The sequence below is a fragment of the Halalkalirubrum salinum genome, assembly GCF_005543295.1.
Classification (GTDB): domain Archaea; phylum Halobacteriota; class Halobacteria; order Halobacteriales; family Haloferacaceae; genus Halalkalirubrum; species Halalkalirubrum salinum.
In genome coordinates this window covers 15,177-41,706 of record NZ_SRSG01000007.1, presented here as the reverse complement: position 1 = coordinate 41,706, position 26,530 = coordinate 15,177, and the positions used below count along the sequence as shown (strand labels likewise).

30 protein-coding genes and 1 tRNA gene are annotated in these 26,530 nt (G+C 60.3%); 16 read left to right on the top strand and 15 right to left on the bottom strand.

Annotated elements, in window-relative coordinates:
* Positions 1 to 27 precede the first annotated feature (27 nt).
* Positions 28 to 558, bottom strand: a complete 531-nt coding sequence (locus E5K03_RS01760) for a DUF367 family protein (RefSeq protein WP_138004660.1) — start codon at positions 556 to 558, stop codon at positions 28 to 30.
* A 91-nt stretch (positions 559 to 649) separates the two neighbouring features.
* On the opposite strand from E5K03_RS01760, the gene E5K03_RS01755 reads away from it, so the two are divergent.
* Complete coding sequence (locus E5K03_RS01755) at positions 650 to 976, top strand: nuclear transport factor 2 family protein (RefSeq protein ID WP_138004659.1); 327 nt, start codon at positions 650 to 652, stop codon at positions 974 to 976.
* A gap of 81 nt (positions 977 to 1,057) precedes the next feature.
* Complete coding sequence (locus E5K03_RS01750; RefSeq protein ID WP_138004658.1) at positions 1,058 to 2,050, top strand: zinc ribbon domain-containing protein; 993 nt, start codon at positions 1,058 to 1,060, stop codon at positions 2,048 to 2,050.
* Between the two features lie 51 nt (positions 2,051 to 2,101).
* Here the strand turns inward: E5K03_RS01750 and serS are convergent, their stop codons facing one another.
* Positions 2,102 to 3,481 carry a serine--tRNA ligase gene (gene serS / locus E5K03_RS01745; protein ID WP_138004657.1) on the bottom strand — a complete coding sequence of 460 codons (1,380 nt, stop codon included), beginning with the start codon at positions 3,479 to 3,481 and terminating at the stop codon, positions 2,102 to 2,104.
* Between the two features lie 75 nt (positions 3,482 to 3,556).
* Entirely contained in the window at positions 3,557 to 4,036 is a 480-nt protein-coding gene (locus E5K03_RS01740; protein WP_138004656.1) for a DUF7529 family protein, read from the bottom strand.
* 141 nt (positions 4,037 to 4,177) lie between these two features.
* Between E5K03_RS01740 and E5K03_RS01735 the strand changes: the two genes are divergently transcribed.
* The gene (locus E5K03_RS01735; protein WP_138004655.1) at positions 4,178 to 4,693 is read left to right on the top strand and encodes a hypothetical protein; all 516 of its coding nucleotides are present in this window, start codon (positions 4,178 to 4,180) and stop codon (positions 4,691 to 4,693) included.
* Here the strand turns inward: E5K03_RS01735 and E5K03_RS01730 are convergent.
* Both E5K03_RS01730 and E5K03_RS01725 read right to left on the bottom strand, forming a co-directional pair.
* Positions 4,667 to 6,001, bottom strand: coding sequence for a dihydroorotase (locus E5K03_RS01730; protein ID WP_138004654.1), 1,335 nt, complete (start codon positions 5,999 to 6,001; stop codon positions 4,667 to 4,669). The genes E5K03_RS01735 and E5K03_RS01730 overlap by 27 nt on opposite strands.
* Before the next feature lie 59 nt (positions 6,002 to 6,060).
* Positions 6,061 to 6,768 (bottom strand): lipoate--protein ligase family protein, encoded by a 708-nt coding sequence (locus tag E5K03_RS01725; protein WP_138004653.1) that lies wholly within the window; start codon positions 6,766 to 6,768, stop codon positions 6,061 to 6,063.
* Between the two features lie 168 nt (positions 6,769 to 6,936).
* Here E5K03_RS01725 and E5K03_RS01720 point away from each other — a divergent pair, with 168 nt between their 5' ends.
* The 6 genes from E5K03_RS01720 to E5K03_RS01695 all read left to right on the top strand — a co-directional run bounded on the left by E5K03_RS01720 (position 6,937) and on the right by E5K03_RS01695 (position 11,207).
* Complete coding sequence (locus E5K03_RS01720; protein WP_138004652.1) at positions 6,937 to 7,836, top strand: hypothetical protein; 900 nt, start codon at positions 6,937 to 6,939, stop codon at positions 7,834 to 7,836.
* Between the two features lie 104 nt (positions 7,837 to 7,940).
* A complete protein-coding gene (locus E5K03_RS01715) occupies positions 7,941 to 9,140 on the top strand; it encodes a multicopper oxidase domain-containing protein (protein ID WP_138004651.1) in 1,200 nt (399 codons plus the stop codon).
* A gap of 106 nt (positions 9,141 to 9,246) precedes the next feature.
* Positions 9,247 to 9,711 (top strand): PaaI family thioesterase, encoded by a 465-nt coding sequence (locus E5K03_RS01710; protein ID WP_138004684.1) that lies wholly within the window; start codon positions 9,247 to 9,249, stop codon positions 9,709 to 9,711.
* Positions 9,712 to 9,808: 97 nt separating this feature from the next.
* Positions 9,809 to 10,210 carry a 30S ribosomal protein S6e gene (locus tag E5K03_RS01705; RefSeq protein WP_138004650.1) on the top strand — a complete coding sequence of 134 codons (402 nt, stop codon included), beginning with the start codon at positions 9,809 to 9,811 and terminating at the stop codon, positions 10,208 to 10,210.
* Positions 10,211 to 10,250: 40 nt separating this feature from the next.
* A complete protein-coding gene (locus E5K03_RS01700; RefSeq protein WP_138004649.1) occupies positions 10,251 to 10,685 on the top strand; it encodes a DUF7112 family protein in 435 nt (144 codons plus the stop codon).
* A gap of 87 nt (positions 10,686 to 10,772) precedes the next feature.
* The gene (locus E5K03_RS01695) at positions 10,773 to 11,207 is read left to right on the top strand and encodes a DUF5807 family protein (RefSeq protein WP_138004648.1); all 435 of its coding nucleotides are present in this window, start codon (positions 10,773 to 10,775) and stop codon (positions 11,205 to 11,207) included.
* 48 nt (positions 11,208 to 11,255) lie between these two features.
* On the opposite strand, the gene E5K03_RS01690 is transcribed toward E5K03_RS01695, so the two are convergent.
* Positions 11,256 to 12,488: a DHH family phosphoesterase gene (locus E5K03_RS01690; RefSeq protein ID WP_138004647.1), complete on the bottom strand. Its 1,233-nt coding sequence runs from the start codon at positions 12,486 to 12,488 to the stop codon at positions 11,256 to 11,258.
* A 115-nt stretch (positions 12,489 to 12,603) separates the two neighbouring features.
* The gene (locus tag E5K03_RS01685; RefSeq protein ID WP_138004646.1) at positions 12,604 to 13,038 is read right to left on the bottom strand and encodes a universal stress protein; all 435 of its coding nucleotides are present in this window, start codon (positions 13,036 to 13,038) and stop codon (positions 12,604 to 12,606) included.
* A 124-nt stretch (positions 13,039 to 13,162) separates the two neighbouring features.
* Here E5K03_RS01685 and E5K03_RS01680 point away from each other — a divergent pair, with 124 nt between their 5' ends.
* Complete coding sequence (locus E5K03_RS01680) at positions 13,163 to 13,612, top strand: universal stress protein (RefSeq protein ID WP_138004645.1); 450 nt, start codon at positions 13,163 to 13,165, stop codon at positions 13,610 to 13,612.
* Between the two features lie 47 nt (positions 13,613 to 13,659).
* Here E5K03_RS01680 and E5K03_RS01675 read toward each other — a convergent pair whose 3' ends face one another.
* Positions 13,660 to 14,217 (bottom strand): GNAT family N-acetyltransferase, encoded by a 558-nt coding sequence (locus E5K03_RS01675; RefSeq protein ID WP_138004644.1) that lies wholly within the window; start codon positions 14,215 to 14,217, stop codon positions 13,660 to 13,662.
* A complete protein-coding gene (locus E5K03_RS01670) occupies positions 14,214 to 14,582 on the bottom strand; it encodes a universal stress protein (protein ID WP_138004643.1) in 369 nt (122 codons plus the stop codon). The genes E5K03_RS01675 and E5K03_RS01670 overlap by 4 nt, the downstream gene beginning before the upstream one ends.
* Before the next feature lie 97 nt (positions 14,583 to 14,679).
* Between E5K03_RS01670 and E5K03_RS01665 the strand changes: the two genes are divergently transcribed.
* Positions 14,680 to 15,366, top strand: a complete 687-nt coding sequence (locus E5K03_RS01665; RefSeq protein ID WP_138004642.1) for a DUF5806 family protein — start codon at positions 14,680 to 14,682, stop codon at positions 15,364 to 15,366.
* A 49-nt stretch (positions 15,367 to 15,415) separates the two neighbouring features.
* Positions 15,416 to 17,542: a bacterio-opsin activator domain-containing protein gene (locus tag E5K03_RS01660; protein WP_138004641.1), complete on the top strand. Its 2,127-nt coding sequence runs from the start codon at positions 15,416 to 15,418 to the stop codon at positions 17,540 to 17,542.
* Between the two features lie 235 nt (positions 17,543 to 17,777).
* On the opposite strand, the gene E5K03_RS01655 is transcribed toward E5K03_RS01660, so the two are convergent.
* From E5K03_RS01655 to E5K03_RS01645, 3 genes are all read right to left on the bottom strand, one after another.
* The gene (locus E5K03_RS01655) at positions 17,778 to 18,116 is read right to left on the bottom strand and encodes an ArsR/SmtB family transcription factor (RefSeq protein WP_171006572.1); all 339 of its coding nucleotides are present in this window, start codon (positions 18,114 to 18,116) and stop codon (positions 17,778 to 17,780) included.
* 161 nt (positions 18,117 to 18,277) lie between these two features.
* A complete protein-coding gene (locus E5K03_RS01650; protein WP_138004639.1) occupies positions 18,278 to 18,874 on the bottom strand; it encodes a metal-dependent hydrolase in 597 nt (198 codons plus the stop codon).
* A gap of 34 nt (positions 18,875 to 18,908) precedes the next feature.
* Positions 18,909 to 20,015: an aminopeptidase gene (locus E5K03_RS01645; RefSeq protein WP_138004638.1), complete on the bottom strand. Its 1,107-nt coding sequence runs from the start codon at positions 20,013 to 20,015 to the stop codon at positions 18,909 to 18,911.
* Positions 20,016 to 20,147: 132 nt separating this feature from the next.
* Here E5K03_RS01645 and E5K03_RS01635 point away from each other — a divergent pair, with 132 nt between their 5' ends.
* The 3 genes from E5K03_RS01635 (at position 20,148) to E5K03_RS01625 (ending at position 21,942) form a co-directional block, all read left to right on the top strand.
* Entirely contained in the window at positions 20,148 to 21,047 is a 900-nt protein-coding gene (locus E5K03_RS01635) for a decarboxylating 6-phosphogluconate dehydrogenase (protein ID WP_138004636.1), read from the top strand.
* Between the two features lie 132 nt (positions 21,048 to 21,179).
* Positions 21,180 to 21,764 (top strand): 2Fe-2S iron-sulfur cluster-binding protein, encoded by a 585-nt coding sequence (locus tag E5K03_RS01630; RefSeq protein WP_138004635.1) that lies wholly within the window; start codon positions 21,180 to 21,182, stop codon positions 21,762 to 21,764.
* 105 nt (positions 21,765 to 21,869) lie between these two features.
* Positions 21,870 to 21,942, top strand: a tRNA-Arg gene (locus E5K03_RS01625).
* Positions 21,943 to 22,292: 350 nt separating this feature from the next.
* Here E5K03_RS01625 and E5K03_RS01620 read toward each other — a convergent pair.
* Positions 22,293 to 23,675 (bottom strand): serine hydrolase, encoded by a 1,383-nt coding sequence (locus E5K03_RS01620; RefSeq protein ID WP_171006571.1) that lies wholly within the window; start codon positions 23,673 to 23,675, stop codon positions 22,293 to 22,295.
* A gap of 338 nt (positions 23,676 to 24,013) precedes the next feature.
* On the opposite strand from E5K03_RS01620, the gene E5K03_RS01615 reads away from it, so the two are divergent.
* Positions 24,014 to 24,940, top strand: a complete 927-nt coding sequence (locus E5K03_RS01615; RefSeq protein ID WP_138004633.1) for an ADP-ribosylglycohydrolase family protein — start codon at positions 24,014 to 24,016, stop codon at positions 24,938 to 24,940.
* Between the two features lie 204 nt (positions 24,941 to 25,144).
* Here the strand turns inward: E5K03_RS01615 and E5K03_RS01610 are convergent, their stop codons facing one another.
* Positions 25,145 to 26,194 carry a metallophosphoesterase gene (locus E5K03_RS01610; protein ID WP_138004632.1) on the bottom strand — a complete coding sequence of 350 codons (1,050 nt, stop codon included), beginning with the start codon at positions 26,192 to 26,194 and terminating at the stop codon, positions 25,145 to 25,147.
* A gap of 49 nt (positions 26,195 to 26,243) precedes the next feature.
* The gene (locus tag E5K03_RS01605; RefSeq protein ID WP_138004631.1) at positions 26,244 to 26,489 is read right to left on the bottom strand and encodes a hypothetical protein; all 246 of its coding nucleotides are present in this window, start codon (positions 26,487 to 26,489) and stop codon (positions 26,244 to 26,246) included.
* Positions 26,490 to 26,530 lie beyond the last annotated feature (41 nt).

The following is a 26,530-nucleotide window of genomic DNA, read 5'->3' as shown; positions in this document are numbered from 1 at the left end:
TCTCGATCGACCGTCGATTCGGGCCCTTCAGCGATCGAGATACGCTGCCTGCACCTCGACAACCGCAGTCGAGTCTGCACACGCCGCGTAGCGGCGCAATGGTTCTTCGTTCAGTTCGAGAAACGTCTCGCCCCACGTGAACTTCGCGAGAATTCGCTCGGCGTGGTCGCGATCGCCCAGAATAATAAGCGCCGCTGCCAGCGCCTCGACAGTTGTGAGCTGCATCGGTCGTCCGAAGTTTACTGGATTCGCCGCCACGAGGTATGGCAGCGCGCGGTGCTCGCCGGCGAGACTAAAGCGCGCTTCGCCGGCAGACTCCCACGAGCAATCTAACGCGACGAGTCTCCCGTCCGGTCGATCGTCGGGTTCTGTAGCGTCCGCGCCGATCGCCGACAGATCCGCTCGCGAGAGCGCCTGCTCGGCGTGAGGATTGAGCACGATCCCGTACGGCGTTGCCCGGTTGCTACGGTGCAACGTCGCCAGATCGAACCGCGCGAGCTTTCGGGCGGTGCACTTGTCAGGATCGTCGTCGCCCTCGTAGCGGATGTGCAACTCCACGATAGAGCGTTTCGGCGACCGACGGACAAAAACGACCCGCTTGGCAACGGTTGCGGGAACGTTCTTGTGCCAATCAGCCCAACAGCAGCACATGGATCGAACCGCAGTCGTCCACGAATACTACCGATGTCTCGACGAGGGCGACTACGAGACCCTCCGCTCGCATCTCAGCGACTCGTTTACACAGTATCGCCCGGACCGGACCTTCGAAAGCCCAGTGGCCTTCGTGGCGTTCATGCGAGACGATCGACCGATGACCGACACCACGCATCAGCTTGCGGACGTGCTCGCGAACGACCTCGGGGTGGCGGCCCACGGCACGCTGATTGGCGCCGATGGGACCGACGTGTTCGCGTTCATCGACGTGTTTCGGTTCGACGATGCGGGCGCGATCGACGCGATCGAGACGTACAGCTGAGAGACGCGTTGTTCACCCACTGTCCCTGCCGGCGAAAGCAGACATTGGAGCTAAGTGCCGTCCACCCAAACGAACGACTAGATGCCCTCCTCGTCTGAGACACCTCCTGCGGCCAGAATACAGTGTCACGAGTGCGATACGACGCTCCCGCCGGACGCACAGTTTTGTCCGAACTGCGGCGCACAGTCGCTCGGTGTGGCCGAGTGTTCCGCCTGTGGTGAGACGCTCGATCGCGGCGATCGGTTTTGCTCGGCCTGTGGTACCCCCAGACCCGAAATTGATGCGGATGTCGCGGAGCCACACAATCAACCCCAACGCTCCACAAACGACCAGGACTACGACGACTTCCGCGACCATGTCGAACAACACGTCGAGGCAGGCTGGGAGATCGAACACGACTACGGCGATCGCGTCACGGTCGTCGACCGCGACATCGGCTCGATCGGTGTCCACCTGCTGTTGTTGCTCTTTACTGGCGGCCTCGGAAACCTCGCGTATGGCTGGTACAGCTACGTCAAGCGGGCTGAACGCCGTCATCTCTCCGTCGATGACGCGAACCGATCGCCGCCGAAGCGCCGGACTGACAATACGGACGGCCCGGTTGAGACCGCTTCGTCGTACGCGCTGTCGGTACTATTGGTGTTTCTTGCGGTCGTGTTCGGTGCGATCGCGGTCAGCGACGGCACTCTCCTGTTCGGGACCGCCGGCGCGTTGATCGGCATACTCGGGCTGGCGGTCGCGCCGCCGATCGAGCGCCAACTCAAGTGTAAACTTGGGCGTCGACACGCGATCACCGCGTTCGGCCGTACCCGGACTGTCGATCATCGAGTGGTAAAGCCGATCGACCACGTCGACGAGCCCTGTGTCGTTTGTGGCGAGCAATTCGACGGCGGGATGATCCGTCGCCGGCGCGATGAGACGGTGATCGCTGGGCTGCCGGTGTTCACCCACGAACTGGAACACAACCACTACTGTGCGGAGTGTGCGCGATCGGAGTTCGAGGAGACGAGCGCTGACCCACCGGCCGAACGGGGAGTCGAGACTGCGAGTGCGCTGTCAGATCTCGAATCGTAGCGGGTCACAGATAAATTGTCATCGATTATACGTACCGAGCCGAGCGCTGTCTCAGGCCTTATCGCCAGACCCAACAGCCCGCTCGCCGACTGGTTCGTGACCCTCGATGACCGTCTGGTCGCCCATGTACGGCTGTAGCGCCTCGGGCACGTCGACGGTTCCGTCCTCGTTTTGATAGTATTCGAGGATCGCCACGACCACCCGCGGGATCGCCACCCCGGAGCCGTTCAGCGTGTGCAGATACTCCGCGGACTCGTGGCGCTCGGGACGGTACTGAATCCCCGCCCGCCGGGCCTGGAAGTCCTCGAAGTTCGACACCGACGACACCTCGAGCCACCGGCCGCCTTCGTCGGGACCCTCGTCCATGTCGTCGGCGGGAGCCCACACCTCGATGTCGTACTTTTTCGACTGGGTAAAGCCCAGATCGCCCGTACACATCTCGAGAATCCGATACGGCAGTTCGAGTCGTCTGAGGACTTCCTCGGCCTCATCGACGAGTCCCTCGAAGCGATCGTAGCTGTCCTCTGGGCGGACGAAGTTGACCATCTCGACCTTGTTGAACTGGTGGACCCGGACGATCCCGCGGGTCTCAGTGCCGTGTTCGCCGGCCTCCTGTCTGAAGTTCGGCGAGTACGCCTGGTACTTCAGCGGCAGGTCGTCGTCGAGCAGGATCTCGTCGCGGTGGAGGTTCGTCACCGGCACCTCGGCGGTCGGCAACAGCCACAGGTCGTCGTCGTCGTAGGGTTCCTCGTTCGAGCCCTCGATCCGGTAGGCGTCCTCGGTGAATTTCGGGAACTGGCCGGTGCCGCGCATCGAGGCGCTGTTGACCGGCAGCGGTGGGAACACGTCGACGTACCCCTGCTCGCGGTGGACGTCGAGCATGAACTGCACCAGCGCGTGTTCGAGCCGCGCGCCATCACCTTTCGCGAAATAAAAGCCGCCACCGGAGACCTTTGCACCGCGCTCAAAGTCGAGGATGTCGAGTTCCTCGCCGAGATCGTAGTGTGGGACGACCTCCCCGGGGACTTCCCGAAGATCGTCGAAGCCCTCTCGCCGTCGTTCGACGTTTTCGGACTCGTCTGCGCCGATCGGCACCGACTCGTGAGGAATCCCGGGCAGCGTCAACAGCGCCGATTCGAGTTCGGCTTCGAGTTCGTCCGCGCGGGCTTCGACGTCCTGGAGTTCAGTTTTGAGCTCACTCGATCGCTCGATCGCCTCCTGGGCGGCCGTCTCGTCGCCTTCTTGTTTGAGCTGGCCGATCGAGCGGCTCACCTCGTTTCGCTCGTGTCGAAGGTCGTCGCCGCGGCTCTTGAGCGATCGCCACTCCTCGTCGGTCTCGAGGACCCGATCGAGATCCACGTCGACCCCCTTGTTGTCGAGGGCCGCTCGGACCGTCTCGGGGTTCTCGCGAACGAACTGTCTGGACAGCATTTGTCGTCCGTTCTTCGGGGCGACTCAAAACGGTATCGGGTCCGAAAGCGATCGGCAAAAACCAGTCGAGACCAGCTACTGCGCTGGCAGCAACGGCTCGACATCGTCGTGGCTGAACACCACACGCCGATCACCCGAAAGCGGCCTGATCGCCGTCGACATGTGACCCACGTCGCGGGCGGCGTCGATCATCGCCTCGGCCTCGTGGATGCCGTAGTACGCTGGCAGACAGACCGCGCGTTTGTCCTCGCTCGCTTTCAGGACGAGCACCAACAGCATCACGCCGTCTCGAACCGCGCCGTAGGCCTCGTAGCTGTCAACATCCCCGTCATCGATCGACGCCTCCAGCTCGCGGAACTCGCCGCCGGGGACGAGCACGGACAGGCCGACAAAGTCGTTCTCGGTACCGTCTTTCGCCGGCAGGGCAGTCACGTCGCCGACTGTCACCGACTGGACCACCCAGCCCTCGGCCGCCAGTTCAGCGGCCGTCGCGTCCCGATCGCTGATGAGTTCGTCCCACACCGCCGAGGCAACCCGCGCAGGCCGATCAGTCATGCGAGAGGGTGGTCAGCCGATCGGACTAAAGCTTCGGGTTCGGATCGGAATCTGAAGCGCTATTCCAATCGGACTGTCACACAGTCCGTCTGGTGGTTCGATCGGCGAACGTTGATTTATCCCGCCATCGTACACCCGATAATGCCATCCGGATTGAGCCGATATCAGTTTGCGCTTGCGTTCGGTGTCGGCTTCGGCCTGCTGGCCGTCGCCGCCGGTGTCGGCGGATTGTACGTCGTTTTGACTACTGATGCCACAAGCCCGATCGGCGAGGACCCGCTCTCTGAGTTCCGCTGTGAACTCGACGGCGACCCAGAACCCACACACAGTGGCGAGTACACAATCGATCAGACAATCCAGAATGGAACCGGGATCGACAGCGTTAGGAGCAACCAGTCCGGCGACAACGCCACCGTCGAGATCGAAGTCGACGGGACAATTCTGAACGCATCCGCGAGTCGTCCGGGAGACGATTCGCCGCCGACGGTCTCGATCGACCGCGAAAACGCCACCGTCACCGTTACTGCCGCCGACAGCGCGCCGTTTCGGCTGTGGATCGACGTGACCCGTGATGGTGCGGTACTCCGGCACGAACACGATCTCTGCGCTGGCGGGGATGAGTCGGCGTCGCTATCGGCGGACGTTGTGTCCGGGTAGTTCGCCGAACCGCTCTGTCGCCCGATCGGTGGCGTCGGCTGGTGCGGAGCCGGGTGCTTGCTCGTAGACGACCGCCCCACGGACGATCGTCAGCTCGGGGAATATCCCCTCGAATCCCTCGTACGGCGTCCACCCACACTTCGAGTGCAGTTCGTCCCCACGGATCGAACGTGGACGCTCTGGATCGTACAGCGCCACATCCGCATCGCGGCCGGGTTCGATCCGGCCCTTCTGGGAGAGATTGAAGATCCGCGCGGGATTCGTCGCAACCAGATCACGGACCCGTTCGTAGTCCCAGTGGCCTTCTGTGGCGGCCGCCAAAAGCAGCGGAACCATCGTCTCGACGCCGGGGACGCCGCTTGGTGCGTCCCAGAGCCCTTGTTGCTTTTCGGCCGTGGTGTGCGGCGCGTGATCGGTGGCAATAATGTCAACAGTGCCGTCGGCGACCCGATCGAACACCGCTTGCCGTCGTTCTTCGCTGCGCAGCGGCGGGTTCATCCGCCCGAAGGTGCCGAGTTCGTCGAGGTCATCACGGGATAAAAATAGATGGTGCGGACAGACCTCACAGGTCGCCCCGCCGGCGGTCGCGGCGTCGATCCCTCCGGGCGTCGAGGTGTGTGCGATGTGGATCGACGCTGCCGAGTCGCGGCCCACGTCCACGGCACGTTCGATCGCTGCCACTTCCGCTTCAGCCGTTCGGTAGGCACTCCACAGGTCCGCGTTCGCATCTTTTCCCGTTCCACCGGCGTCGCGATCGCGCTGTGATTCGTCGAACCGCGTCGCGTCCTCTGCGTGAACCGTCACTGGAACGCCGTGATCGCTGGCCCGTTCAACGGCATCCGCGAACAGGTCGAGATCGATCCCCATCTCTCCTGTCGAATCTGCGAGAAATACCTCTCCGAGCGCGCAAATGGGTCGATCGAACAACGATTCTGGATCCCACTTGGGGGTCACCCCACCGTTGAGTCCGTAGTCTACGAGCGACGCTGCTGCTGCGGTTGCCTTGCGATCGAACGACGCGCCGTCGATCGTCGGCGGCGCTGTGTTGGGCTGATCGATCACGGTCGTTACCCCGCCGGCTGCGGCGCTTTGTGAGCCCGTCTCGAACGTCTCCTTGTGGGTGAACCCCGGCTGTCGAAAGTGGACGTGTGCGTCGATCGCGCCGGGTAACAGCAGCTTCCCGTCGGCGTCGATCAGCCGTTCGTGGTCGAGCAAATCGAGTGACGGCTCGACGGCGGCGATCGTCTCCCCGTCGATCCGTACGTCGACCGTCCGGCCGTCCGCCAACGTCGCGTCGGTGATAAGCATACGCGATACTCCGCGAGTGACCGTCCTAAAGCCGGCGGCTTCGAGGCGACGGCGATCGCTCACGTCTCAGAGATGACAGCTGCGATATCAACGATCTCTGGGTCGGTGCCTGCGAGTTCCTGTTCGATCGCCCGGATAACCGTCTCTGGGTCATCCGTGCCCCCTGCGGCTTCGACCGAGCCGACCGATGCCGGTGCAAACGGAACTGAGAGTGCCCTGTAGACTGGGGAGAGCACGTCGGCGATCGACTCTTGATCCACCGCTGAGACGGTTACACAGCCGGAGACGAGCGCCGCACCGGCGGTGACCCGCTGGGCGATCCCAGCGATCTTGCCGACCGACCCCGTCCCTTGTATGGAGTGTGCACCGGGACAGTACGATCGATCTGGCTCGCCGGAACGAACCGACGCACCCGTCCGTTCGAGCGCGGCGATGACCGTTTCCACGGCCGCGTCGTATCTGTCGTCCATCCCACGCCTGATGTCCTCGATCGGCTGGACGTGCGCGAACGCGACGACACTGCCCGTGTAGGCGACTGCACGGCCACCCACGGACCGCTCGATCGGCAGATATCCATGGGATTTGGCGATCGTCCGGGCTTCCTCGTATCCGTCGCGTTGGGCGTCCCGACGGCCGAACGCGAGCTGGCGGGCGGGTGTCCACACGCGGACGATCGTCTCATCGGTCTCTGCGCTGCGATCGAGCAGCGCGGCCGTCGCTCGCCGGTCCGCATCGATCGATTCCAGTCGCCCGCGACAGCAGATCACGGCTGCTCTTTTGGCCGCCGGTCGCAATAGCTGTTTTCCGGCGCGGCTGCAGCAAATCGCATAGCTGTTTTCGTGCGTGGCCACAGTGAGTCTGATCTGTCCCGCCAACCACACGCAGGCACCGAAAACCGCGCAGATATTGAGGATGTAACTCATAACCCAACTCGAATGGACCCCTCCGTCGTCGTCGATGAATCGGTGCTGCGGTCGTACGATCGGTTCTCGCTTTTCAACTCGCCGTATCCGGCTCACGATCGCGGCTGTGGGATCGACCTCTATCCCGGCTCGGACATCGCGTTCTCACCGGTCGCCGGGACGGTCACTGAGACGCTGTCGGTCAACTGTCCGGATCGCCCCTACGCCGTCAATCGCGACCATCTGATCGTCGTCGAGGTCGACCGCGGGGCGACGCCAACCGACCTGCCGGAGGGATTCGTCGCGCGGATCCTCCACGTCGAGCCGTCTGTTGAAGCGGGTGATCGCGTCGAGATCGGTGACCGCCTCGGCACGCTCATCCGATCGGGGTTCTTCGGACGGTGGGTTGCAAATCACCTTCATCTCGACTTTCGCAGCGTGACCCAACATCCACGGCGGGCGAGCGGCTCTGTGCCCATCAGTCTCCCGATCAACGTCGAACCGATCGCGTGGGACGGGACCGGGACGGTCGTCGAAACCGGCCCGACACACGCACGGCTGGATACCCCATCGCACCCCAATCCTGGACAGTTCGCAGCGATCGCCACAGATGCGGGTGTGCCTATCGACGGTGGGCTCACACACTACGGTGGTGGTGGCGTCCTCTCGGCCCCAACGGGTGCTGCGGCAGATTGCCACCTTCGGCTGTTCGGCACCCCGATCGGGATTGCCTCGGGACGGACGGTTCGCTGGGACCCAGTCGATGTGTTCGCGAACGGCGAACGGATCACCGGCTTGTCGCTGTTTGCGGATCAAACCGGCGACTGGGGTGGGAAACTCGTGACGATCGACGCGGATTTCGCGGTTGGCGATCGTGTCGAGGTGACGATCGAGCCGAGCGATGACCCGATCCGCCTCGGTGGCCGCCGCTGAGCGCTCACACACCTCGTGTCGGTTGTCCACACGAGTCGCACAAGCGTTCTAACCCGCTGAGAACGGTGCTTCGGGGATATATTCCCCCAGTGCCAGAGGTAGCTATGGCAGATCGTTCCACAAGCGGACGGGCATCGAGACGGCGATTCGTCCAGGCGACCGGCGTCGCCGGGATCCTTGGACTAGCGGGCTGTGCGGCCCCGATACGTGAACCGATCGCAACCAGTAACGCAGACGGCAGCGAACAGACCTCGACCGACGGCGGCGACGAGACTGAGGAGACCGAAGAGCCGAACGGACCGGCGAACCCCGCCGAGACAGATTATCCGTACACGGGGGTGCCGACGATCGTCGATCTGAACGAACAGGGCGCAGAGACGACGATGCGAGTCGTTCCCTCGCGGCACACGCTCGTCAGCGAGGCCGCCGGCGGCCCGCTCGAACTGCCGGAGGTGTGGGCCTGGCAGGCCGACGACAACGATCCGAGTGTCCCGGGACCGATCCTTCGCGTCGAGGAGGGTACGGAGTTCGACGTCCACCTAGAAAACACCGAGGACGTCCGGCCGCACACCTTCCACGTCCACGCCCTCAAGAAAGACTGGATGGACGACGGCGCACCAGCGAGCACCGGCATTCAGGTCGGTGCAGACGAGTCTCACACCTACGGGCTAACCGCAAACGTTCCGGGAACCCACCTGTATCACTGTCACTACCAGACGCAGAACCACCTCGATCTGGGGATGTACGGAATCGTCCGTGTCGATCCGGTTGACTACGAACTGCCGGACAAGGAGTTCTTCATGACCGTCAAAGAGTGGGACTCGCGGCTCTCCAACAAGTTCGCTGGTGGCAACACGGAGTATAGCCACCGCGATCGCCGTCCAGACGTCTTCACGATCAACGGCCGGAGCGCGCCGTACACCTTCCACCCTGAGGAGGGGTCGCCGTTCGTCGTCAAGGAGGGCGATCGCGTCCGCATCCACGTGACGAACAACGGCTACGAATCGCACTCGATTCACCTGCACAACCACCGCTTCGAGGTCGTGGAAAAAGACGGCGGCGTCATCCCACCGGCAGCACGCCACGAGGAGGACGTGACCTCGCTTGCACCCGCAGAGCGCAAGACGATCGAGTTCACCGCGGACGCCGACCCTGGCATCTACCTAGTCCACTGTCACAAGGTCCACCACGTCATGAACGGCGAGAACTACCCCGGTGGGATGTTGACCGCGATTGTCTACGAGAGCGCGATGGATACCCCGCAGTTCGCAGACGCGATGGACAAAGCCGGCTACGAAGGCTGATTGGCCCGGCAGAGTTGAACCCGGGTGTCCTGTGGCTGCCTTGCAACGGGCGAACATCCCGATCGAAACCGGCGCGCACAAGTTCGCCTATCACAACCGGGAGTACATGAGCGAAGAATCAGACAGTGCCGGATCGATCGACGAGGCGTTCGTCGAGGAGCTTTGTCACGCAATCGAAGAGCAACACGGCTACCTGTCGTGGCTCGATACGACGATCGAGGAGGTCGAGCAAGGGCGGATCGTCATGTCGATTCCGTTCGACGAGAAGCTAACCAACACGACAATGCCGACGACGGTCCACGGTGGGGTTGCGGCGACGCTCATCGACACCGCTGGTGGCCTTGCGCTACGAACGACGTTCGATGAGCCCACGATGGGTGGGGTTGCGACAGTGAACCTCAACGTGAACTACCTGCGTCGGGCTGACGGCGATCTGCGGGCGATCGGCGAAGTGGTCCGCTCGGGCAGTTCGATCGGCGTGTCAGAGATGCGCGTCGAAAGCCCGACCCCGGAGGGGGGAACCAAGACAGTCGTCGTCGGACAGGGCTCCTATCGGTTATTCAGAGAGTAAGGAGCATTCATTTCGGTGAAAAACAGGCTTGCACGGATCGTCGCGAGTCAAATCGCTTTCGACGTGCTTTTTATCGCCCGTCGAGTGAGAGTTCGTAATGGCAGAATTCAAAGTCGTCGTCGCCGACCCCGAGACCGGCGAGACGTTCCAATTCGAAGTTGACGGACAGGACGCAAACCGATTCCTCGGCCGTGATCTCGGTGACGAGGTCGACGGTAGCGCCGTCGGCCTCGACGGATTCACGCTCGAGTTGACGGGCGGCTCCGATGAAACCGGTCGTCCGCTGCGGGCAGACGTCCCCGGCTCGAGCCTGAAAGAGCTCCTCCTCGAAGGCGGTGTCGGCTACAAGCCAACCCGCGACGGCGAGCGCAAGCGCGTCACCGTCCGCGGCCGAGAAATCAGCGACGCGGTCGCCCAGATCAACGCCACTGTTGTCGACGGCGACGGCTCTGTCGCCGACGCGCTCGGCGAGGGCGGCGAGGACGAAGACGACGAATAACGAGACCACCGGCCCTCCGCACGGCTAGCACACCAACTCCATGGCACCCAGAGTGACGAGCGACGACCTCGAGACACACAGAGCAGAGATCGCCCGGCTTGGCAGCACCCGCACCCGCTGTCTTCGCCTCCCCGACGGGCTCGATGATGAACTCTCTGACGGCGATTTTATCCGCCTTGTGATCGATCGATCCGAGCGACACGCACGTGTTGAGACAGACGCGCGCGGGCGCTTGCTCCGCGGCGCGTTCGCGTTCAAACGGGAAGCGAGAGCCGGCCGTGGAGAAGAGAACTATCTCGCCATGTGGCTCGCTGAACTCGATCGCGAGGTCGGCGATGGGGTCGACCTCGATTCGGTCATTCCTGGTGAGCTGTACGGCCTCCGGCGGCCGGGTGATAGAGCGGTGTACGACGCGGTGTCGGGTCCAACAGATTCGCTTTCGTCGATCGCAGAGCGTCTTGACGGCGACAGATAATCGTCTCTTGATCGGACTCTCTCCGCTCATCGATCGTCCCCAATCGAAATTGCGAGCGCATTTACCCCTGGCAGAGCTATCGCGGGTATGAGCGAGCTTTCGGCGTACCTGGCCGGCGATCGCCTCGACGACGTAGCGATTTTTGTCAGCAACGCGTTCATGAATCAAAACGCGGTGATCGCGAACCACGGCGAAGATGTCGATGGCGGCGTCGTGCTCGTCGTCGACGGCGAGGAGGGTCGCGCCGCGTTCTCACAGGGCACCGGGATCGATCCCATGGAATTCGCAGGTGCGGCAATGGGCACCGAGGGAGATATTGCTCCCGATCTCGCCGGCGGCGTCTGTCCCAACAGTGACGGCGAGGCCGACGAAACCCACGAGATCGAATTCGTCTTTTCGTTCGCCGAAGCACAGAACTCCGGCGTTGGCGGCATGTACGCCGATGGTGACGTTATTCATGCGTACGCCCACTGTACGTGTGGCGTGAATTTCAGTCACAAGTGGGTTGCCGGCGATCGCTAACGACGGACGATCATCCCGAATACGTCCAATAGGACGATCGCTTCTGCGCTACTCCTCAGCGACGCTTCCGTCCGCAACGCGATCAAACGCAGCTAGGATCACGCGCTTTGCAGCCGCGCCTTCGGTCGTCCAGTGGTGGGCGTAATCGAGCATGTCGTCGTAGATATCTGGCTTGCAGCCGGCGGCTTTCGGGTGGCCGCCGCCGTTGACCTGCCGGGCGACGAGGTGGCTCTGTTCGAACCCGTCGCTGCCGCGGATGCTCGCACTGCCGGAGGGTTTGACGATCACCGCGGCATCCGTCCCTGCCTCTCGGAGCGCGTCGGCGACCTCGTTTTGTGAACACCGGCCGTAGGTCACGCCAACGGTCCAGGGGCCGACATCGACGTGCTCGGCCCGATCGACTGCGGCTTCGATTAGCCGCTCTTTTTCCACCCGCCGGTGGGCAATGTAGTCCACAACCGGGTCGGGCAGTGACGCGCCGTATGCGCCGACGATCGCGGCGTACTCCTCGGCACCCGACCAGTAGGCGTAGTCGGCGAGATCCGCGCTCCGTTCGTCCTCGTTGAGCCACAGGTCGTGATCTCGGGTCACCGTTGCAAGCTCCTCGAAGCGCGCCGGGAAGTCGTAGTCGATTGATCGCAGTGCGACATCTGTGCTACACTCTTCGTCAGACTCGCCGATCACGAGCTCGACGCCAGCGTCTCGGACCGCGGCTTCGACATTGTCGCCCCACTGGTGATGGTCGTACCACGCGATTCGATCGCAGCGTTCCGACAGCGTCTCGAGCGGCTCGGCGATCCGATCGTACGAGTCCGGACAGAGGTCACAGACGAACAGGTCGATCCCCGGTTCGGCGTAGGCTGCCACGCGTTCGAGTGCGGTATCGAGCGAATGCGGGCTGGCGGCCAGCAGTGCAACCGGTGACTCATCTCCGGTTGGCTCTGTCTCTGTTGGCTCTTCGTTAGACGTATTGCCATCGTCTACCGCAGGCACAGCTTCATCGTCGGAATCTGTGTCCTCGGCCAGTCTGGCTTCGACTGCGGCGAGGTAGGGGTCAACATCGAGTGCAGCGTCGTACGCCTCACGAATGAGCGCGACACAGCCGAGTCCGTCGGCGTCCGAGTCAGTGACGACGACGGCCTCCGTACCTTCAATTGCGTCCTTCGCTTGTGCCTCGGCGCGTTCGTCGTCGAGCGAATCCGGATAAAAAAAGCCCGCACCCGGGATGAGCGATCGTCGCCGTAGCGAGAGCCGATTTGTATCGAAAAACTCGTCGTCCATACCGGATCGACGAAACAGAGCCCTAAAAGCCCGCGTGTTCTGTGTGCTCGCGCGCTTGGCTATCTCGTAATGACGTGCGTTCTTTCGTACGCTGGCTATCTCGCAGTGGCGTGTGTTATTGTTCTGCCTCTGAGAGCTGTCTAACGGTCAAAACAGGCACGGGACAGGTACGGACGACTCGTTCGGCGACGCTGCCGATCAGAAATCGATTTTCGCCGTGGCGCCCGCGCGTGCCGGTCGCGACCACGTCGATGTCGTTTTCTCGTGCGTACGCGGTAATTTCTGCGGCTGGCCGCCCTTCTCGGACTGCAGTCGTGACTCGCTCACCAGCCCGATCGCGAACTGACTCGAGCGCATCGGCTGCCTGCGTCGACAGTGCTTCACGAAGATCGTCTCTGATCGCTTCCGGTGAGGATTCGACCTCGCTGGCGTCAACGATCGACAGCGCGTGTACCTCCGCGTCGAACCGTTCGGCGAGGTTGAGCGCCACGTCGACTGCCCGACTCACGCTGTCAGACCCGTCCGTGGCGATCGCGATCCGTTCAAACATGACCAACGATTCGCTGCCATCTGGTATAAAACCTCAACACACGTCCGTGACAAATGGACACACGGAACAGGAACTCGACGATCGGAGGGGAGCGTTTTTGAGGGTTCCCGTTCGAGAGACTCTCATGGCCGATCTCGATATCGATCTCGTGTTGGTTCCGGTCGACGGGAGCGATGAGTCTCGGAGCGCCGTCGAGTACGCCGCAGCGATCGCTGACGTATACGATGCGTCGGTCCACGCGGTGTACGTGCTCGGCGAAGAGATCGTCCGGGGGCTGGAAAACGGTGCGGTCCACGAAGACGATGTTGCAGACGATACGCACTCGTTTACGACCGATATCGGAACGATCGCGGCGACCGCTAGCGTCGAACTGACGAGTTCGATCGCGTACGGATTTTCAACCCGAATCAAGACCGTCCATCCGGGGAGTGTGGTCCTCGATACTGCCGAGGACATCGACGCGGATTTCATTGTCGTCCCTCGAGAACCACGAAACGACGACGCCAGTGACGTCCTCGAGAAAGCTGCCGAGTACGTGTTGTTATACGCTAGTCAGCCAGTGCTGTCGGTTTGATCGATCGTCAAATAGTCAGATGATCGCCCACACCCCATCTCTGGTGATTACTCGCTGTCGTCGGAAACCGGTTCGGCGGCCAACCGGATCGCCATCTCCAGTTCGAAGCTTTCGGCGTTGCTCGTCTCGAAGCCGACCTTCTTGTACAACCCAACCGCCGGACGGTTCCATCGTTCGACCGTGAGCCAGACCTTTTCGATCCCATTCGCTGCTCCGTGACCCAACAATGCCTCGATTAGGTGCGTCCCAATGCCGGCCTCTTGATACGCCTGCAGCACGAAGATCGCGAGCTCGTACGCGTCACCATCGGGAACGAGCGTTGCGTGCCCGGCAGCAGTGCCACCATCCCACGCGATAATATTCAGACAGTTGTTCCCAAGAATCGTCTCGAGCCAGCTTCGGATCTGCGGCTCTTGGCCGGGCGGGATCCCCTGTGCGCGATCCGCCGGGTCGAACGCCTCGTACATTTCGACAAGCGTCTCGAATGCCGAATCTGTGCCGTCATACGGGCGGATCGTGATCGTCCGCCCCGTCCGATCGGTGAACGAGACTGGCGGGGTCTCGAAGCCTTCGGTCGGTTCGGTAGGATAGCGGCGATCAGTCATCGGACCAATGTCACCGTTGTGTGCGAGTTCAACAGCACGAACTCGGCAATTTGACCCAGTTGGATCTTCCCCATCGGGCTCCGCTGTCCGCCGCCGATCACAATCTTCTCATAGCCTTCTGACTCCGCGATGTCCACGAGCATGCTGCCCGGGTCGCCCTCGACGTGACGAATAGACGATTCTATAGTGTGGTCTGTGAGATACTCACGAACCTGTGATTCGATCTCGTCGGGCGTTCGATCTGCGTTCGGATTTTGGAGTATCGCGACAGTCAGGTTATCACCTGCTGATTCAGCTCGATCCACTGTTTTTTCCAGTGCTTGAATAGAGTCCTCGCTGCCGCCAATTCCGAGAAGTACTTTCATGTCCCAGTCTGCTCTCGGACGAGTCAAAAAGGTTGCTTGTCGATGCAAACGGTGATCCACGACAACGCTTTTGCATCGGGCAGTCGGAATCCGGGACATGAACGACGATCGCACGTCAGAGCCGGCCACCTCGCCCACCTCAGGTTCCGAAGACGGAGCCGAGACAGTCCCAAACACGGACTCGACCGACCAGGGTGCGGATGTCGACCACGAATCTACTGTCGACGAATCAGGAGGGGACGAATCGGCTACTGAGGAGTCCGTCCCTGTAGACGTCCGCAAGTACGAACGATTCAAAAAGATGGACGGCGCGGCGTACGATCGTGTCAACGGGTTCTTGCGCGATCGAACCTACATTACCGCCCGCGAGTGGGCGATCGCACGACTGTGTGCAGACTTTCGTACTGAAACTGGCGTCGAGATGACGAAAATTGGTGAAAACCTCCCCGAGTTGGTCCCATTTATGACTGACACGTACACTCCACAGGCGGTCAACCAGGCGCGATCGTCGTTCGAAGACAAGGTGACAAAATCCGGCGCGACCTTCTTGTATGGTGCGATGAGCGGTTTTTTTACTGCCGAAGAGCTCGATGAGCTGATGTACGAGGTCACAGAGATCGCGAAGTTCTTACTTGAAGTCGAGGGTGTCGATCTCGCGGTCGCCGAAGAGCTCGATGCGGAAGATCGAATCTCTGCGGTGATGCGAGAAGTGCGAACCGAGAGCGCGAAGCTCCGAGCTGAGGAGGTCGAGTGTCCACACTGTGGGCAAACGCACGACGTCTGAGATCGGTTCGTCGAAGCGCTTTTGAGCCAGTATCGAAAATTTCGGGCCAATGCCCTCCAGCATGGATGAAAAAACGGTTCTCAGAGCAATCCTCGATCGGATCGACGAGGCAGTGTTGCTCACCTCGATTACTGATCTGCTCGATCCCGATTTCACCGCCGAGTTTGTCAGCTCTGGATACGAAGCAATCTGGGGTGAACCGTTAGCAGCAATAGCCGAGACCAATCCACAGGGCTTCTTCGACACGCTACATCCTGATGATAGGGACGACTATCAGGCCTTTCTCGAGTCGATCGCCGCGGATGCAGCGACGGGCGACGTTGCCGAGCGATACGCGACAGAGTATCGGATTGAACACACGAACGGCGACACGCGGTGGGTTCATACGGATGTGTACCCACTCTGCCTCCCCGATGAAACACCGCGTGCGGTCGTCGTCAGCCGCGACGTGACTGTTTCGCATCGTCGTGAACGAACGTTGGATTCGTTTCATATCGCAACCAAAGAGATCACGTCGGTCGACACACCTGATGAGGCGTGTCAGTTAGCAATGCGCGCGGCCGCTGACGTGTTTGGTGTCGACTGTGCGGCCGTCTTTCGATACGAAGACGGCCGTCTTGAACCGACGGCAGTGACGCCACCCAGTTCGCTCACCCTCGACGCATTACCGAGACTCGACGCGGATCAATCGACGGCGTGGTCGGTGTTTGCGACCGAACAGCCGGTCCGACGTACGGCGACGAATATCGGATGGCTTCCGATTGACCGGGAGGTGTCCGTTTCGATATTGCCGCTTGGCGAACACGGAATTGTCGTCTGGATTGATGAGGACAGCCCTGCCACGGAGGTCTCGGAGGCCGAACACGTCGTCGCGGCAACGCTCGAAGGCGCATTGAATCACCTTCGCGGGCGACGCGCCTTGCGTGACAGACAGCAACGACTCGAAGCACAGACGCGCCGAGCATCGCGATTAAGCCAGCTGACTGACCTCGCCTACGAGATCGAGACTGCGGTCACAAATGCTCAGACACGCGAAGAGATGGAACGGGCCGTCTGTGAGCGACTCGCTGCGGCCGATCGGTTTGTCTCGGCGTGGATCGGGGCCGTCGAGGTTGGCGAAGACCGGCTGTCGCCGACGACAGTTGCAGGCGCTGACTCAGCGGAGATTGAACGTCGACTGAACGATGCCGACCGGTCGGACCAACATCCGTCGATCGACGCATGGCGAACGGACACAATCGAAACAATCGACGAGGTTGTCCGCCGAAGCCGGCGATCGTCGTGGCGACAGGATGTACTCGAGTCAGGCGGTAGCTCGCTGTGTAGTGTGCCACTCACCTACCAAGGAATCACTCACGGGGTTTTGACCGTCGTCTGTGACCGGCCAGAGGGCTTCGACGATCCGACTGTCGACGTGTTGGCACAACTCGGCACCTCGATCGCCCACGCAATCACGGCGATCGATCGACGACGCGCCCTCGAAGCCGAGACTACCCTCGAAGTCGCATTCAGTGGACCACGATCGGCGCTCCCGATTTCGGCGTTTGCAACTGATCCCAAACAGACTGTTCGCTACGAGCGGGTGTTTCGATCGCCGGACGGCACAGCAAGCGTTTATGCTTCAGTTCGCGGTTCGGTCGAGTCCATTTCAGCGGCCGAGATCGAAGCCGCCGTGGATGGACACGTTTCGATCGCTTCGCGTCGCGAACGCGAAATCCTTCTCAAACGCGACGGTGAAGAATGGTTTGGGTCTGTGATCACGGACACTGGCGGCGTGATCCGTGAGGCCGTTGTCGATGCGGATGGTGCCCGGCTTGTCATCGAGCTTCCCGAAAAGACAGAGGTGAGAGCGTTCGTTGATCGGCTCCACGAGCAGTATCCGGCGCTTTCGTTGGATGCGATCCGGCGACATCAGCGCACCGAACCGACGACATCGGAGTTTCGCGATCGCCTTGAGTCGACGCTGTCGGATCGCCAACACGAAACTCTACAGGCGGCCCATCAGATGGGCTACTTCCGCTGGCCTCGCGAGCACACGAGCGAGGAAGTCGCTGATCGGCTCGGAATCACCCAACCGACGGTGACGAAACATCTCCGACTCGCGGAGGGGAAACTATTCGATCTGTTGTTCGGGCCCGCGGACACGACCGATCGCCCGCGTCTTTCTGAACGCTGATTTAACGGTCGGGGCAGGCGATCGTCAACGACAGACGCGGTTTGCGTCGAGTGGCGGTCTCCTGGCGAACGTGGGTAGAACCGAAGCTGCGGCCATACGCCAGCGGAGAGTTTGAGATAGTGTGTCATTGGAGATATGTGGACGGAAGTGGCGTCAGCGGGAGATGCAGGACAGATTGGCGTCAGCGGGAGAGGCAGGACAAACGTGGCCTCTGGAGGGCATTGCCTGCACGCCATCACTCTTCGGTGTATGTTACCGAACCAACGAGCCCATCTGAGTGGAGCTTCACAGTGAGTTCGTCGACAAGACTCCGGTAGATGTTGTGGTGGTTCCCTGTCGGATCGATCGCGGTCTCGACACTAACGAGCCCGGCCTCCTCGAGGCGATTGAGCCGTCGATACACTGTCACGCGGGAAGCGGCACACCGATCGGTGATTTCGGGCGCTGATCGCGGCTTGTCAGCCAGACACCGCAACACCATGCGAACGTACTCGTCGGCCAGCAGCTCGATCGCGGTCTCGATCTCGACTGATCGGCGCTCGGGCCGTTCTTCGGGCCATGCTCTGGCACTCATATTTACAGATACTACCGCCCGGCATCCAAGGATAACGGCCATACTGAATCATGTGTGGCAAAATACCACAGCTATACATATTACCTATTGCGTAGTCTGGTCCATGCAGTTGGGAGCACGCCGAGATTCAAAATGGGCGTGTGCGGCCCTGTTCAGTCTTATCAACGGATTTCTCCGTCGAGCCCGAGGTGGATGAGTGTCCCGGCGAAGAACGCAGCGACGACCACAATCGCCGCAGCCTGGTGTGCGACAGGAAGATCGCGGGTCAGTACCCACACGGCGGCGGCCACGATCGCGATCAGTACCGCGTTAATGGGCACACTGTGGGTCCAGCCGCGGTGTCTGAACGTGATGAGTCCGATCAGCGGATCGACAAGCGACGCGGCAACAAATGTCCCGACGAGTACCACCGCCACCGAGATGAGTTCTGGCGGTGCCGGAAGTTCTGGACCGGCCACCTGGATCGCAAGTGACTCAACCAACGGGACAAACGCAGTCCAGTACAGCGCGGCCGCCGAGGCGATCGCGACGATCGTGAGCCCCTGAAAGCCTCTGACTGCCTTTCGTCTTGGGATCGACTTGTGGTGATCGACATCTGGATAAATCGCACCGGCGAACGTTGTGATGCCTGCCGCAAGCGCTGCGGCAACGGCGACGGTCAGTGCCTCAAAGGCGAAAAAGAGCCCAGCTGCGACGATGATCGCGACGACGGCACCGCCGATACGGCCCCAACGTGAGTGGGTCGGATAGTTCGGCATATCTGACTGTTTTCCCCGAGCATAATAACGGTGTTCAGATACGCTCGGCGTCAAAACCGTCTTCCCACCGGAAGGTTCCGTTTCGCTGAACGGGCTCGCCGTCGATCGACAGCGTTGACTCCTCGCTCATATCAGAGATCATATCCACATGTACCGCCGATTCGTTGCCGGATTCGTCGGCCGGGAGACACGCATCGTACGCACGCCCGACCGCGAGGTGGACGGTATCGCCCATCTTCTCGTCGAAGAGGATGTTATCGGTGAACCGATCGATTCCGCGGTTCATGCCGATTCCCAGTTCGCCGAGCCGACGCGCGCCCGGGTCTGTATCAAGAATTCCAGCGAGTGTGTCTTCACCCTGTCCAGCGCTGAAATCAACCACCTCGCCATCCTCAAAGGCGAGCCAGACGTCCTGCAGACGCGTGCCGTCGATCGTCATCGGCACGTCGAAGAACACCTCCCCCTCGGTGTCATAGGGGGCGGTGAACACCTCTCCCGACGGCAGGTTGTGTGAGTCGTAGGCGACCGACGCACAGCTGTTGACTGCGGTGCGTCCCTCGATCGACATGGTAATGTCAGTCCGATCGGACTCGATACGAACCTCGCTGCCGGCATCGAGGAGCGTCTTGAGCTGTGCCATCTCCCCGGCAAGCGACTCCCAGTCGCGCAGGATGGCGTCGTAGACGAAGTCACAGTAGGTCTCGTAGGACATACCGGCCTGCTGGGCGAGGCTCCGTGTGGGGTGGATCGTCGAGACCCAGTCGGTGTCCATGCGTGCCTCCCGAGCGGCCTGTCGCGATCGGCTGTACGCCTGTCTGGTCTCTCTGGGGATGTCCGAGCCTGCGGCCGTGTTTCGGCCGCCTCCAAGGCGAAGGTACACGTCTGTCTCCTCCAACAGCGCGAGTTCGTGGCTGGGGTTTTCTTCGAAGTCACCGTCGTGGGCAGTGAGATACGCCCGCGACACCTCGTCAGAATCGTAGACTGTCTGAAGCGTTGTGCCACGCTCCCCCAGCGCTTCGGCGACGGCGACGGCCAGTTCGTGGGCATCCTCGGCGACGCTCATCACGACGTTGTCTCCTCGTTCGACGCGGGCACTCCAGTCAACAAGAACGCGTGCATGCTCGTGGATTCGATCGTCCATACCGCCAGTTCGATCGGATCGAATAAAGACTCCATGGCCAATGGATCTCCTCCACCGTCGATTTTCGATCGGTCGATCCGCAGGGCTCGACGAACCGCAACGGCTACGAGGGCGGCCAGTTGAATCTCGCACATGCAACTCGGCGTGATCGGACTCGGCCGGATGGGGCAGATTGTCGCGAATCGAAGCATGGACGCAGGTCACGACGTGGTCGCGTTCGATCTCTCCGCGGACGCGGTTGCGGAGGCGGCTGCTGCCGGCGCGGAACCGGCCGAGTCGATCGACGACCTCTGTGACCGACTCGGCGATGATAAACGGATCTGGCTCATGGTCCCTGCTGGCGAGGCAGTGGATGCGACCCTAGACGACCTCGATCCGCATATCGACAGCGGTGACATCGTCGTCGACGGCGGGAACTCACACTTTGAGCGATCGGTCGATCGTGCGGCGGCGTGCTCTGCGGCGTACCTCGACTGCGGAACGAGCGGGGGGCCCGCAAGCGCCGAAGAGGGCTTTTCGCTCATGATCGGCGGCCCAGAGTGGGCGTACAAGGAGTTTGTGCCGGTGTTCGACGCGGTCGCGACCGGACCAGACGGCCACGATCGCATGGGCCCACGCGGCGCGGGCCACTACGTGAAGATGGTCCACAACGGCGTCGAGTACGCGCTCATGCAGGCGTACGGCGAGGGATTCGAACTGCTCGCAGACGGCCGCTACGATCTCGACCTCGAATCGGTTGCCCGGACGTGGAACAACGGCGCAGTGATTCGATCGTGGCTGCTCGAACTCTGCGAAGAAGCCTTCGAGATGGAGGGCAACGACCTCGGGACCGTGGCCGATCGTATCGAGGGCGGCTCGACCGGAACTTGGACCGTCCAGGAGGCACTCGCCCAGGAGGTGCCGGTGCCGCTGATATACCAGGCGCTTGCGGAGCGCTTCGACAGCCGCAACGATGGGCGATTCTCTCGTCGGCTGGCGAACCGCCTTCGGTACGGATTCGGCCGTCACGAGGTCCCGCGCACTGACAACTGATCGTCTCTCGGTGGACAGGTCGGCGATCGCGCGCTCAGTTCCGATTGGTCGAATCGATCGGGTGCCAACCGGCCGATAGCGGCCGTCCGTGCCAAACAAAACGCTGTTAAACCCCGCTTCCGTAGACCGCGTATGGTCGATTTAGTGGCGTTTGGGTTGGGGGCTACCATCGTGCTCTCGTTCGTCGCGATACACTTCGCGCGCGGAACCGAGTGGCGGGCTTCCGAAGACATCTCCCAGGAACTGCTCGATCGTCGCGCCTCGACGGTCCCGGAGACGGACTTCCCGGAGCCGATGAACCGCTCGATCGGTGGTGGTGGCGGCGCGGTCGCTGCGGTCGGCGGCGCCGAAGGCGAGGAAGCCGCTGAACTCGAAGGCGAAGACGACGGCGGGTTCGATCCCTCCGCGATCACCGACGACGAGGTCGAGTACTTCGAGGTCGAGTTCGAAAAGGAAGGCGAGACGATCGAACTGGCGAACAACAAGACGGTCCTTGAACAGGGCGAAGACGCCGGGATGGACCTCCCGTACGCCTGCCGGCAGGGCCAGTGTGTCTCCTGTGCGGGCCACATCACGAGCGGCGGTAACTCCGAAGACTACGTCCGCCACGACAACCAACAGATGCTCGACGACGGCGAACTCGACGAGGGCTACACGCTCACCTGTGTGGCCTACCCAATTTCCGACTTCACGATCGAGACCGGCGAAGCACCGTAACGCGGCGTTTCTCTTCGTAGCTGCCTGATTTTGGTGTCTCCGTGTGTGCTGTTTGAGGGTGCGTTTCAGAACGCTTAACAGCGATCGATCGGTACACATCCGCAAGGGCGCGTAGCTCAGTGGACAGAGTCCTTGGTTCCGGACCAAGATGTCGCGGGTTCAAATCCCGTCGCGCCCGTCATTCTGCGTGACGACTAACATTTGGCAGACGGCAGTACGACACTTATAAAAGAACCCCTCTTCGGCCGTGTTGATTTCGTCACGCTCCGTGATGGGGGTCGCCATTGTCATGCGATTCGCTTACATTTGAATGACAGCGCACGCACATAATACTAGGGTTCGACCGGGTCAAACACATCGGATCGATGGATTTGAGATTGCTATATCAAAGATTGGGCTTGTTGAAACCCTCAGCAACTGATAGGAAGCGCGTGCTGCATATAGTCAGCATGAGTCCCGAACAAACAGCACCGCCTCGTGACTGGGTAAAAGAGCTGTCTGCCGCTGGCGAGCTACACAACTGGCGGCTCAGGCTGACTTGGTAAACCGAAAGCGGCTGATAAAGAGGTCAACCTCATCGCCCTGTAGCTCGAAGCGAACATCCTGTTTCATGCCCATCGGGTCAGCTGTCGTACAACTCAACTGTGCCTCTTCGACGGATGTAGGCACGAGTAGAAACTCCTGCCCACCAGCGGCTGTCTCTACCTGTAGTTTCAGGTTGCTTCCAATGCGTTCGACGCTGGCCTGAGAGATGCTCTGGTACCCGGCATACTCGCCCGACGCCGTCTTCAGCGCATTCTTGAGTTGGTAGTACGGGAGAACTTCGTCGGGGTCTTCGTCTTTGAGAAGCGCCAAAACCCCCCTCCCGGCCTTGGCTGGGTGTGTCTCGGGCGTGGTCGTGCAAGCGATGGCGACGCCGAGTTCCGCTTCCTCTAGATATCCGAACCATGCGTTCGACACACCGATTGACCCCCCGTGGCTGATCAGGTCGTCACCGAGAAATTCCTCGATAGCGAGTCCGTATCCATACCCGACCTCCTTCCCATCAAGATACCGTGAACGTGTCGCAACCGGAGAGGTCATTGAGGCGCGACTCTCAGCCGTCAGGAGAGCCTCATCGCCGCTTTCACCGTCTAACAGCTCACGCACGAAGTGAGCGAGATCGCGTACCGAGCTGACGAGTCCTCCCCCGGGATAGATGAGCGGGTCGAACGGGAACGGCGCTTCCGCCGACTGCCCCTCCTGTTTCATGTACGGAGTCATCCGATCGTCGTCTTCCTCGAAAACATCTCGGTCGAACGTCACTCGTTCTAAGCCGAGCGGGCTCAGTAGCTCCTCTTCGAGGTACGCTGCGAACTCTTTCCCGGAAACTGTCTCGATGATGCGCCCGAGCATGATATAGCCCGAGTTGTAGTAAAAGAACGTCTCGCGGTCGGTGACTCGACGGTCGGTCGACCCCTGAACATGGCGGCGGTAATCTGCTTCACTTGATAAGGGCACCTCACCCCCGGCGCCGAATTGCCGGGCCACAAGCGGCAGTGCAACGTCGTCGCTCGGCATACCCGAGGTGTGCGTGAGCAACTCTTCGACGGTGACCGGCTCACCGGGCACATCAATCAGATGCGGGATATACTCGTCGACCGGATCATCGAGTGCCAACTCACCCTGCTCGACGAGTTGCATGATGGCCGTCGCGGTGAACGCCTTGGTACAGGAACCGATACCGAACAGCGTGTCTCCGGTCACCGGCGTGTTGTTCTCAAGCGTTCGGGCGCCGAACCCTTCCGCGACCACCGAGCCCTCCTCGGTGACGGCTACTGCAGCCCCGGGAATCCGATGTTGGGTCAACCAGTCCGAGATGAACGTCTCGACGGACTGTCGTTGCTCCTCTGAAAAGTCTTCTAGTGTCACAGGTTGCTTTCCATCTCTACTCACTAATTATTACTCTATCATCAGGAATTACAGCGTGCGAGGACAGTGCCGATAGACGACCCGAACAGCAGCGAATAGGCACCCCAATTTGGCGACCCCTCCCCAACTACCGCCGACATACTCCCATCAGTACCGTCCCCGACTCGCGCTGTGTATTCAGCAAGCTCGGTGAAAAGTATCACTAATTGAGGAGTTCAACAGAGCCCAAAGATTTCCACTAATGTGATGACCCTACCTGTAGCATTCGAGCGTCTGTCACATCAGAGTGGGTTTCATACAGCTACGCATACAGTCTGTCAATCGTGGAGAGATAACTGATGGTTTCACATAACTCTGCAACAGGGGTGCTCTGCGGCCTTGCGTGTGGAGACGCCCTCGGTCGTCCTGTCGAATTTCGTTCAGCCGAGTGGATCGCTGCCCAGCATGGGAAAGTCACGGAGATGCTCGGACACGGGTCGCATGGCCAACCAGCCGGAACAGTGACTGATGATACAGATCTCGCGCTCTGCATCGCCCGAAGCTTGGTTGAGCGAGAGGCGTTTGACGGTCAGGATATCGCGGATCGCTTTCGCGCGTGGTATGAGAGTGGTCCATTCGATATCGGATTGATGACTGCTGACTCGCTCCGGGCGTACGATCGCGGTGTCTCTTGGCGTGAGGCTGGCCGTACTGTCTGGCGAGACCGTCCTGAAGGGCAAAACGCAGGTAATGGTAGCGTGATGCGCTGTGCCCCGCACGGAATTGCCTTTGCTGCTGATTTTGACACGCTGGTTCAGGTCAGCAAGCAGTCCTCGGCGATCACACATTACGATCCGCGATGTACGTATGGGTGTGTGATTCTCAACTGTACGATCGCCGGCTATCTCCGCGGGGTGGACAAACCGCTTGAGACCGCGATCGATCGTGTCCGGGGTGAAGCCCCAGACGAGCTGATTACTGCCTTGCAGAAGGTTCCTGATACGATCGATGACAAACAGTTGAAAACCACGGGATATGCAGTCCATACCATACAGACGGCGCTATACGACGCCATAACGGCTGAGACAGCTGAAGACGCTATCATTACAGCAGTCAACCGCGGTGGAGATACGGACACTGTTGGTGCGGTGACAGGCGCGCTTGCGGGTGCGCGGTTCGGGAGTGACGCTCTGCCTGACCGATGGCTTGAGGCAATCGAGTATTGTGACGAACTCACGCGACTCGACCAAGCGTTAGCAACAACCGATATCACGGGATCGGTCTGAGTGCTTTGCCTGTGGAGGGTCGCAGTTGTCTCGCCGCACACTCGTAGGTAGTACTCGACAGTTCGATCGAGAGTTTTCGAGGGAGCGTTTTTATTGGCGAGTTGTTTGAAAATCCTCTCTTGGCCCCGCCATTGATTAACAGTCAATCTGCAAATGAACGGAATGCCGATGAAAATAATACCGCGTTACAGACAACGAAGGAACTCAGCTCACTTTCAGCCGGCTACTGTTGATATCGTCGCTCGTGATATGTATCAGCCAGGCAGACTGATCTGTGGCGTTTTTATTCGCGCTGATATCGGCGGTTGATCCGAGATATTGTATTTCAGTCTCACAGTAGGTGCCCGATTCTGCGTCATGGAGATGACCAGACAGAATGTAATCAAACTGTATCTGCGAAAGTGCATAGAGCGTTTCTACGGTGATCACACCGGTTTTACGAGGTGGTTTGATCTCATTATGTGTCACGAGGATCTGACGGTCTATCTCAGGAGAGGAGACGAAGTCAGAGACAACAGAACTGATGTCCTCCTTCGATCCATTGTCAACACCAAACACTTCAACACTCCCCTTGAAAGAGACCCCTTTGGGACCGATATATGAGATGTCCGTGCTCTCGATCCCGTCATAGAACTCTTTTGCAGTATCAACACCGTGATTCCCGTAAACAAAATAGAACGGAATGCCATTCTTGCCTAAAATATCGAGACCGATCTCAGCGATAGCAATTTCCTCTACACTCGGACCTTCGTCGAACAGATCACCCGCGTAGATCACTGCATCGACATCGTAGCGGACTGCGTATCCCATTGCCGCGACGAATTGGCGAGTGGTATGAAACGGGTCACCGCTGTCTTTTGGGCGGTTTTCCCTGCCAATGTGGCTATCACCTATCGCAAGTAGGTCAACGACGCCCTCCGGACGATGGACGGTGAAATCTGCTGTACTGTGGAGGAGTATGTCGCTGGCGCTGCGTCTCGTACCACGTCCATCTCTCAGAAGATATCGTTGGCCCTCACGCCACCACATGTCCACGTCGTGTGTGTGCCAGATCTTAACCTCAAACTCTTGTCCTGCGTCGTCTTTGACTGAAAGGATCCATGCGAGGGAAGAATTCGGAGATTTCTCTGCCTCAAAGACTGTGACTGAGATTTCATCAAGTCGCTCTCCATCAACGATATCATCCCTATAGCGCACTACGATGGGTGATGTATCCAAGGTGTTTATTTCTGCCTTACTGACTCCCACAGACACTGAAGCACTTCTCAGATTCCACGTGTGCCGTCAAATCGTCCACAGACAATCAGTCAAGATGTTCTTTATGTGCTTCCCATTCGGATCGGGTGTACCTATTCCCGTCAGCATCATGTACCCAGTATGAGTAGCCTTCAGTTGATACCGGGAGTTCGAAATTTGGATGGGAGAACTCGCTTAGAATATTTATAAAATCGTCACTGTCGGGTGGTTTCCACTCATCTTCGATGATCACTGCATAGCCTTCTTCAGGCCATAATTCATCCATTTCGTCTATGTTTGGATATCCGGCCATGTGATCTCAATAACACTATTATGTCTTATCCCACCTAAATC